The sequence below is a fragment of the Belnapia moabensis DSM 16746 genome (genome assembly GCF_000745835.1).
GTDB lineage: Bacteria > Pseudomonadota > Alphaproteobacteria > Acetobacterales > Acetobacteraceae > Belnapia > Belnapia moabensis.
The window spans coordinates 1-9,256 of the sequence record NZ_JQKB01000129.1 but is presented as its reverse complement, the minus strand read 5'-3'; the positions used below and the strand labels follow the sequence as shown (position 1 = coordinate 9,256).

Annotated in this window: 9 protein-coding genes; 8 read left to right on the top strand and 1 reads right to left on the bottom strand. The window is 64.3% G+C overall.

Features of this window, described 5'->3' with window-relative positions; translation table 11 throughout:
* Nucleotides 1–180: 180 nt before the first annotated feature.
* Entirely contained in the window at nucleotides 181–1,197 is a 1,017-nt protein-coding gene (locus EP26_RS33980; RefSeq protein WP_084113085.1) for a Bug family tripartite tricarboxylate transporter substrate binding protein, read from the bottom strand.
* A 955-nt stretch (nucleotides 1,198–2,152) separates the two neighbouring features.
* On the opposite strand from EP26_RS33980, the gene EP26_RS27990 reads away from it, so the two are divergent.
* From EP26_RS27990 to EP26_RS27955, 8 genes are all read left to right on the top strand, one after another.
* Complete coding sequence (locus EP26_RS27990) at nucleotides 2,153–2,617, top strand: PTS sugar transporter subunit IIA (protein ID WP_043344089.1); 465 nt, start codon at nucleotides 2,153–2,155, stop codon at nucleotides 2,615–2,617.
* Nucleotides 2,618–2,673: 56 nt separating this feature from the next.
* Nucleotides 2,674–5,619, top strand: coding sequence for a monovalent cation/H+ antiporter subunit A (locus tag EP26_RS27985; RefSeq protein ID WP_043344087.1), 2,946 nt, complete (start codon nucleotides 2,674–2,676; stop codon nucleotides 5,617–5,619).
* Nucleotides 5,619–5,963, top strand: a complete 345-nt coding sequence (locus EP26_RS27980; protein ID WP_043344084.1) for a Na+/H+ antiporter subunit C — start codon at nucleotides 5,619–5,621, stop codon at nucleotides 5,961–5,963. Before EP26_RS27985 ends, EP26_RS27980 begins: the two co-directional genes overlap by 1 nt.
* Complete coding sequence (locus EP26_RS27975) at nucleotides 5,960–7,564, top strand: monovalent cation/H+ antiporter subunit D (RefSeq protein ID WP_043344079.1); 1,605 nt, start codon at nucleotides 5,960–5,962, stop codon at nucleotides 7,562–7,564. The genes EP26_RS27980 and EP26_RS27975 overlap by 4 nt, the downstream gene beginning before the upstream one ends.
* On the top strand, nucleotides 7,561–8,052 hold the full coding sequence (locus tag EP26_RS27970) for a Na+/H+ antiporter subunit E (RefSeq protein WP_043344076.1): 492 nt from the start codon (nucleotides 7,561–7,563) through the stop codon (nucleotides 8,050–8,052). The genes EP26_RS27975 and EP26_RS27970 overlap by 4 nt, the downstream gene beginning before the upstream one ends.
* Nucleotides 8,049–8,330 carry a K+/H+ antiporter subunit F gene (locus EP26_RS27965; protein WP_043344072.1) on the top strand — a complete coding sequence of 94 codons (282 nt, stop codon included), beginning with the start codon at nucleotides 8,049–8,051 and terminating at the stop codon, nucleotides 8,328–8,330. The genes EP26_RS27970 and EP26_RS27965 overlap by 4 nt, the downstream gene beginning before the upstream one ends.
* The gene (gene mnhG, locus EP26_RS27960; RefSeq protein ID WP_043344069.1) at nucleotides 8,327–8,686 is read left to right on the top strand and encodes a monovalent cation/H(+) antiporter subunit G; all 360 of its coding nucleotides are present in this window, start codon (nucleotides 8,327–8,329) and stop codon (nucleotides 8,684–8,686) included. The genes EP26_RS27965 and mnhG overlap by 4 nt, the downstream gene beginning before the upstream one ends.
* A 300-nt stretch (nucleotides 8,687–8,986) precedes the next feature.
* The coding region (locus tag EP26_RS27955; RefSeq protein WP_211259591.1) for a helix-turn-helix domain-containing protein at nucleotides 8,987–9,256 on the top strand (270 nt) is incomplete at its 3' end.

Genomic DNA, 9,256 nt, shown 5'->3' with positions numbered 1-9,256 from the left:
ATACCAAATCCCGTTAATCAGAACCCATACAGTAAAGCGGCCCGGTTAAGGACGGAGCGTGCTGCTGCGGGGCGCCCCGCCGCCGCCAATAGGTTGGGCTCACTGGGACTTGGTATTACCTATCGAAGCCAACCCGAAGAACCCGACTTGTTTCGCGCTCAGAGTCTAATCCAAAGCGGCTCAGGGTTGTATCTGGATTCCGGTTCTTGCCACCATCTTTCGCATCTGATCCATCTGCTCCTGCATGAATTGCCTTGCGTCAGCCAACTCGTTGTTATGTTGAATCGGGTCATGCCCGGCAAAGATCATCTTTTCTCGAATAACTGGGTCGCGCAGTGCTGCGTTCAGGGCGCGATTAAGGGCTTCGCCCACCTGTGTCGGCATGCCCGCGGGCCCGATCAACATGAAGAAACCACCATTTTCGAAGCCCGCCACGCCGAGTTCATCAAGCGTCGGTATGTCGGGGAAGGTCGGGAAACGTTTGTCGCCCACCATGGCGATGCCCCGCACCTTTCCCTCGCGCATCAGGGGGGTGGCACTGGCCAGCGCGGCGATACCAAACTGCGTCTCGCCGTTCATGATCGATTGGACCATTTGCGCGCCACTGCGATAAGGCACATGGACAAACCGTGTGCCCAGGCTCTGAGCCAGCATCTCCGCTCGCAAATGCAGAACGCCGCCGAAGCCGGACGAGGCGTAGGAGATGCTGTCCTGCGGCGCCTCCCTCATTGCCGACAGTACTCCCCTCGCGTCGGAACCGCCAAAGCCTGGCGTCACTACCAGGACGCCTGGCGGCGTGCTGATGACACCGAGATGAATGAAATCTGCAACGGGATCGTATCGCGTTCCGCCCACCGTAGCGGCGGGTGCGGCTGCGGCGGCACCGGTTTCGGTCAGCATGATCGTGTATCCGTCCGGTGCCTGACGCTTCAACCATTCGGTTGCAACTGTGCCCGCGGCGCCAGGCCGGTTGTCCACGAGGATGCGGGCCCCTGGGCCCAGCGCCGCGGCCATGCGGTCTGCGAGCAGGCGGGCAGCGATATCGGTGCTTCCACCCGGACCATAGCCCGTTACCATGGTGATCGGCCGATCAGGCATCCAGCCTCGGCCCGGATCGCTTTGCGACACGGCGACGTGTGGCAGGAAGGGTAACGTGAGCGCTCCAGACAGAAAGCCGAAGGTTTGCCGGCGCTGCATCGGTTAATCCTCCCGGGTGGTGTTTTGTATCACCAGCAGAGCATCGTCAGCGGTTCGACCGGAAGCTATTTTCAGCCAAGCCAGGCTCCATTCCGAGTTCATCACGAATCCTCAGCGGTCCCGGCGAATTGGCTGGCAACCCAGATCGTCAGGCTTGATGCGTCGGACCCAGTAGTCCCAGTTGGCATCTGAGATGCGGCTGCTCCCCCTGGTGCGGGTGCCCGACGTAAGCCTCGGCACGGCTTTCGCACTCAACACTTCGAATGCGCCCGCCTATGAGCAGTAGGCGCGACAAGAAGGTGTTCATGCGCCATAACCAGGGTGCTGGTTGGCCGCTTGTCCAGTCCAAGGCGGTTCCTCGGACCATTGCGGCGGCACCAAGATCCGCGTCATCATCGACAGCACAGGTCGCGCGGTTGTCCTCGTCATGTGCCGGGTTAGGCGCAAAGTTTTACATGCATACCATTACCGGATAAACGCCTCGGTGTGGAGCGTGGCCGGCCTCAGCGACAGCGGCTACGCACTCCACAGCACGTCCAAGATTTCGTTGCGCAAACTGCCGGAGCCAACCAGCCGGGACGAGGCTCCAACCCCCTGCCCGAAGTCGAGCTTGAACGAGCGCAATCGCCCTCGGACACTTTTGGCAAAGACCGAAGGGGTGGTGCGCTGGGGCGACCCGCTACGATGCGGCGGCCACGCCGTCCCCTGTCCCGCCGCCTTTCGTTTCAGGCACCAGCGAGCCCCTGATTGTGGTTTTTCCACATGAAACATCCAGTCGCTTCGGTAGGTTGCCTAAAGGTAATTTAGCTGATAGCCGCTGCCGCTCATCTACCCAGGGCAGGCGTGGCAGGTCCAGAGTTAAAACAACAGGCATCGCCCATCCTCAGTGTCCCTGCCTCATGAGTTGGCTTGGCAGTGCACACCGCGAGCACTCTGGTGCCGAAAGGAGAGAAAGATGAGTATCACAGACTATCTCTCCGTAACGGACGTCATCCTCTGCCTTGATGCCCCGAACAAGCGAACCGCGCTGCAACTCCTGGCAAGCGAGGCGGCCAACCGCATGGGACGGCCGGAGAGTGAGATCCTGGAAGCACTGCAGGCGCGGGAACGGTTGGGCTCAACCGCACTTGGCCATGGCGTCGCCCTGCCGCATGCGCAAATCGAAGGAAATCCGGCTCCGGTCGCGCTCGTCGCCCGGCTCGGGCGTCCCTTGGACTTCGAGGCCCGCGACGAAGAGTTGGTGGACCTCGTCATACTCGTTCTCTGGCCCGAGGCCTCACCCGAGGGTTTCCTGCCGACGCTATCCGATACCTGCCGGTCATTGCGCAATGAGCAGGTACGCCAGAAGCTTCGCGCCGCCAAGGCACCGGAGCAGGTTCTGGCGCTCCTCGCCGGCCAGTCCCCCGAGGTGACGACGTGATGCTTCGCGGCGACGGTGAACTGCCGGCTGCCTGGGCCCGGGACTGAGACGCCGTCATGCCGGAAACCGCGCTTCTCCTCATCCTGGTCGCCCTTCCCTTCGCAGGCTCTTTGGTCGCTGGACTGCTGCCAACCCATGCGCGGAACGCAGCGGCGGCGCTGGCAGGCGGCATCGCGCTGACGAGCCTGTTGCTGGTCTGGATGGCGTACCCCAGCGTCTCGGCCGGCGGCGTGCTCCGGGCCGACATCGCCTGGATGCCCGCGCTCGGGCTCAACCTCACGCTTCGGATGGACGGCTTCGCTTGGCTCTTTGCCGGGCTGGTGACGGGGATCGGCGCGCTGGTGGTGCTTTACGCACGCTACTACATGGCCGAAGAAGACCCGGTGCCACGCATTTTCGCGTTCCTGCTTGCATTCATGGGCGCGATGACGGGCGTGGTGATCTCGGGCAATCTGGTGCAACTCGCCTTTTTCTGGGAGCTCACGAGCCTCTTCTCCTTCCTCCTGATCGGCTACTGGCATCACACCACGACGGCGCGCGAGGGTGCGCGGATGGCGCTGACCGTCACCGCGACAGGCGGGCTCGCGCTTTTCGCTGGAATGCTCGTGCTGGGCCATATCGTCGGCAGCTATGAGGTGGATGCCGTGCTGGAAGCGGGCAATCGCATCCGGGAGCACCCGCTCTACCTGCCAGCGCTGGTGTTTATCCTGCTCGGCGCCCTCACCAAGAGTGCGCAGTTCCCCTTCCATTTCTGGCTGCCGAACGCCATGGCGGCGCCGACTCCCGTATCCGCCTACCTTCACTCGGCAACCCTGGTGAAAGCGGGCGTCTTCCTGCTGGCCCGCTTCTGGCCCGTCATGGCCGGCACCGAGGCCTGGTTCCTGATCGTCGGAACGATCGGGTTGGTGACGATGCTGCTCGGCGCATATGTAGCCATCTTCCAGAACGACCTGAAGGGCCTCCTGGCCTACTCGACCATCAGCCATCTCGGCTTGATCACGCTGCTGCTCGGCCTGAACAGCGAACTCGCCCTGGTCGCAGCGGTATTCCACATCTTGAATCACGCCGCCTTCAAGGCCTCGCTTTTCATGGCGGCGGGCATCATCGACCATGAGACCGGCACGCGCGACATCCGGCGCCTATCGGGGCTGAACCGTGCCATGCCCTTCACCGCGCGGCTCGCTCTGGTCGCCGCCGCGGCGATGGCTGGGGTGCCGCTGCTGAACGGCTTCATCTCCAAGGAGATGTTCTTCGCCGAGGCTTTGTCGGCCGACGCTCCCCTAGGCCTTGCGAACATCCTGCCCTTCGTGGCGATGCTGGGCAGCGCATTCAGCGTTGCCTACTCGCTGCGCTTCATTCACGGTGCCTTCTTCGGTCCTGACCCGGTGGACCTGCCCCGTGCGCCTCACGAGCCAGCGGCCTGGATGCGCTTTCCGGTCGAGATATTGGTATTGACCTGCCTCGGCGTCGGCGTGCTGCCCGCCGCCACGATTGGGCCCTTTCTCGATCTCGCAGTGCGGTCCGTCCTGGGTGACGACGTCCCCGACTACAATCTCTCGGTTTGGCACGGCCTCAACCTGCCGCTGCTGATGAGCGTCGTCGCCCTGGCCGGTGGCGCAGCGCTCTACCTCTCGCTGCAAAGGCTGTTGCGCAGCGAAATCGAGGGGGAACCGCTCATCCGTCGCCTGGAGGGGAAGCGCATCTTCGAGCGCACGATGGTCTTCCTTTCCTGGCGTTTGGCCAGGCGGCTGGAAGCGGTTGCCGGCACGCGCAGGCTCCAGCCGCAGCTCCGGCTCATCGTCGCCGCCGCGTTCCTGGCCGGCGGCGCGGTGGTATGGTTCCGCGGCTTCGGACCAGGAAATCTGCCGCCCTCCCCCATCGATCCCGTGCTGGCCTCAGTCTGGGTAGTGGGTGGCGCCTGCGCGCTGGGTGCAGCCACGATCGCGAAGTTTCACCGCCTGGCGGCATTGATCCTGGTGGGCGGCGCGGGCCTGATTGTCTGCATCACCTTCGTCTGGTTCTCCGCACCCGACCTCGCCCTGACTCAGCTGACGGTCGAGGTCGTTACCACCGTGCTGCTGCTGCTCGGCCTACGGTGGCTGCCGAAGCGCGTCCAGGTCCCCGGGGAGCGCGGGCCAGAGGTGATCACCCGTGCCCGCCGCCTGCGCGACTTGGCGCTCGCAGCAGGCGCGGGCGGAGGGATGGCGGCGCTCTCCTATGCCGTGATGACGCGCACGCCGCCCGATCTGCTGGCACAGGATTTCCTCGCCCGTGCCTATACCGAGGGTGGGGGCACCAACGTCGTCAACGTCACCCTGGTCGATTTCCGCGGCTTCGACACGCTGGGCGAGATCTTCGTGGTGGCCGCGGTGGCCCTGGCCACCTACGCCCTGCTTCGCCGCTTTCGCCCGGCGCCGGACAGTCTGGTGCCGCCCGCGCAGCAGCTCGACCAACATGCTGCCGAACCCGTCGAGGCGGAGGGGGGCACGCGCCCGGTCGCCGACTGGCTGCTGGTGCCTTTCACCCTGACGCGGCTGCTGTTCCCCGTCATGGCGCTGGTCGCCGTCTTCCTGCTGCTGCGCGGTCACGACCTGCCGGGCGGTGGCTTCCCTGCCGGCATGGTCGTCGCGATCGCTGTAATCCTGCAATACATGATCGGCGGCACGGCCTGGACCGAGGAACACCTCGCCTGGCTGAGGCCGCGGGTCTGGATCGGCGCGGGCCTCTTGCTGGCAGCCGGCACCGGTTTGGCCGCCCTCGCCTTCGGCAAACCCTTCCTCACCACGTATTTTGCCTATGTTGTGCTGCCTGTGATCGGGAAGGTCCCGGTTGCCAGCGCGCTGATCTTCGACATCGGCGTTTTTGCACTGGTCGTGGGTGCAACGTTGCTCATGCTCGTGGCCCTCGCACACCAGTCGGTACGCGGACGCCGGGCTACTTCGCGAGTGCTGACCAAACCCTCCCGTGCCGTGCGGGCACCGGTCGCGGCGGGGGAGGATTGATGGAACTCGTCGTTGCCCTTGCTATTGGCATCCTCGCCGGCTCCGGCGTCTGGCTGCTGCTGCGGCCGCGGACCTTTCAGGTCATCATAGGCCTCGCACTCCTTTCCTATGCCGTGAACCTCTTCATCTTCTCGACAGGAGGTTTGCGCACCGGAGCTGATGCCATCCTGCGGCAAGGCGCAGCTGGCACGCTCGCCGATTTCGCCGACCCGGTACCACAGGCGTTGGTGCTGACTGCGATTGTCATTGGCTTCGCCACCACGGCATTGCTGCTGGTCGTGCTCCTCGCTGCACGCGGCCTGACGGGGACCGACCACGTCGATGGGCGGGAGCGCGAGCAGTGACCGCCTGGGCCGATCACCTCCTCGTCGCGCCCATCGTGGTACCGATGATGGCCGGCGCTGCGATGGTTCTCGCTGGCAATGCCCGGCCCAGTCTGCTGGCGGGGCTTGGCCTTGTCTCCACGGTTCTGCTCCTGGTGCTGTCGGCCACGCTGCTCGTGCTTGCGGATGCGCCGGAAGTGCGGATCTACCGCCTGGGAAACTGGCCGGCCTCCTTCGGCATTGTCCTGGCGCTCGATCGGCTTTCGGCCATCATGGTGGCGCTCACCTCCGTTCTCGGCTTTGCGGCCTTCGTGTTCTCCCTTGCACGCTGGCACCGGGCTGGGACGCATTTCCATCCACTGTTCCAGTTCCAGCTCATGGGTCTGAATGGTGCATTCCTGACGGGCGACCTGTTCAACCTCTTCGTCTTCTTCGAGGTGATGCTCGCTGCCTCCTACGGCATGACCCTGCACGGCTCCGGCGTTGCGCGGGTGCGGGCGGGACTGCATTACATCGTCATCAACCTACTCGCCTCACTGCTGTTCCTGATTGGCGTTAGCGTCGTCTACGGCATCGCTGGCACGCTCAACATGGCGGACCTGGCGGCTCGAATGCAGGCCGTCGCCGCGGAGGATCGGGCACTGCTTGAGGCCGGGCTCGCCGTGTTGGGTATCGCCTTCCTAGTCAAGGCGGCCGCTTGGCCGCTGGGCTTCTGGTTGCAAGGCACCTATGCCGCAGCCAGCGCCCCGGCGGCGGCTGCCCTTTCGATCCTCAGCAAGGTCGGCATCTATGCGGTGCTGCGCGTCTGGCTGTTGTTGTTCGGTACAGGTGCTGGCGCCTCGGCGGGCTTCGGCACCCTGCCGCTGACCCTGATTGGCTTGCTGACGATCGCCTTCGGTTCGGTCGCCGTCCTGGCCAGCCAAAACCTGGCCCGCCTCGCAGGCGCGAGCGTGCTCATCTCTTCTGGCACGTTGCTGGCAGCCATCGGCATGAACCGAGCCGCCGTCACCGGCGGCGCGCTTCTCTACCTGATGGGCTCGGTTCTGGCGATCGGCGCCCTGTTCCTTTTGGTCGAGCTTGTCGAGCGCGGACGCGACATTGGCGCCGACGTGTTGGCGGTCACGCGCGAGGCTTTCGGCGCCGGCGAGGACGAGGAGGACGGGGAGCCCGGCGAGCGCGATGCCGTCGGTGTGCCGATCCCTGCCACGGTAGCGACGCTTGGAGGCTCTTTCCTGGCCTGTGCTTTGCTGATTGCGGGCCTGCCTCCGCTATCAGGCTTCCTGGCAAAATTCGCAATCCTGGCGCCGCTTTTCACGCCAGGCGGTGGCCTGCCTTCGGCCCTTGCATGGGTGGTGATGGCCGCCCTCATCCTGTCGGGTCTGGCGACCGCAATAGCCATGATGCGTACTGGGATAGATGCCTTCTGGGCCTCACCAGCCGGGACCCCGCAACGGGTCAGCGTTCTGGAATTCATGCCCGTGGCACTGCTGCTTACGCTCTGTGTCGCCTTGACCGTCGCCGCAGGCCCGGCACTCGACTATGCTACCGCAGCAGCGAACGCCCTGTACGCACCAGCGGACTACCTGCGGCCCGTGCTGAAAGCTGCGGAGGCCGCCAGATGAAGCGCATCCTGCCGCATCCGCTCCTGGCCCTCGTCCTGCTCATTGCCTGGCTTCTACTGGTAGGGAGCATCTCGCCCGGCGCGGTGCTGCTTGGTTGCCTGCTCGCAATCGGCGGCGCCTTGGCCCTGGCCTCGCTGGCCCCGCCGAGATTGCGGCTGCGCCGCCTCGCCTTGCTGCCCGGCCTGTTGCGCGACGTGCTGGTGGAGGTGGTACGTTCAAACAACGCCGTCGCACGGATCATCCTGCAACCGGCAGCCAAGACGGTGCGACACTCTGGCTTCGTCCGCATCCCACTCGACATGCGTGCCCCTTATGGGCTCGCAGCCCTGGCCTGCATCCTCACGGCAACTCCCGGGACGGTCTGGGTGGACTATGATGCAGCGGATGGAACCATGCTCCTTCACGTCCTTGACCTGTCCGACGAGGCGGAATGGGTCCGCATCGTCAAGGAAAGATGGGAACGGCGTTTGATGGAAATCTTCGAATGAGCGCCGTGTTGCTCGGATGGGCCGTCCTAATGGCACAATTCCTGCTCGCAGCCGCAACAGGTTGCGTTGCGGTCCGCCTGTTGCGAGGTCCACGCGCGCAGGACCGCGTGCTCGCGCTCGATACACTTTATCTCATTGCCGCCATGCTGCTGCTGGTGTTCGGAATCCGAACCGGTAGCCCGCACTACTTCGAGGCGGCGCTGCTGATCGCGCTCCTCGGGTTTGTGTCAACCGCTGCGCTTGCCAAATTCCTCATGCGAGGAGAGGTGATCGAGTGACCTACGCAACCGAGCTTCCTGCTTGGGCCGCGCTGTTGATCTCCCTGCTGCTTCTCCTAGGAAGTGGACTGGCGTTCATCGGGGCGATCGGCTTGCTGCGGCTCAAGAACTTTTATGAACGCGTCCACGCTCCAACTCTCGGCGCTACCTTGGGTATGGGGTGCGTGCTTATGGCCTCGATGCTGTTTTTCACGCTCCTACAGAGCCGCCTTGTCATCCATGAGCTTCTGATCGCGGCACTCGTTGTTGTCACGACCCCAGTCACTCTCATGCTTCTCACCCGTGCTGCACTCTACCGCGACCGGATCGAGGGAAATGACACCGTGCCACCTCCGCCAACGGGGAAGCACCAGTAGTTGCAAGCCGTCAGCTTGAGTGGCGGTGCAGAAGTTCCGCGTTGTGCGGCGATGCTCTGGAGCATGATGCATGACCTCGTCGCGTGGTCAGGCCTCGGCTGTCTCTGATAAATACTCTCGGTCCCGCATGAGCCTATGTGGCAATCGAACAAGGGTTGGCTCTACCACTCGCTGACGCGCGGTGACCTGAAAGCCATTCAAAGTCCGAGCCAGTGCCCAAAACCTTCTATTGATGCGGGCCCTCATTGTCTTGATCTGATTGACTGGGGATCCAAGTTCGCGGGCATGAGGCACGTGGACATGCGCAAGCTGCCCGCGGCGGCTCAGGAAGAGCGCCGGCGGCAGGTGGTCGGGCTTCGTCAGCGCGGCCTGACCTTTCGGGAGATTGCCGAGCAGGTCGGGCTGAGCCGGACCGGGGTGATCAACATCTGCCAGCGCTTTGCAGCTGAGGGCGCGAAAGGGCTGGTCGGCAAGCCGCGCGGCCGCAAACCCGACGAACAGCGCCTGCTGGATACGGCCCAGGAAGCTGAGGTGCAGACGCTGATCCGCCGTCACACGCCGGACGAGCTG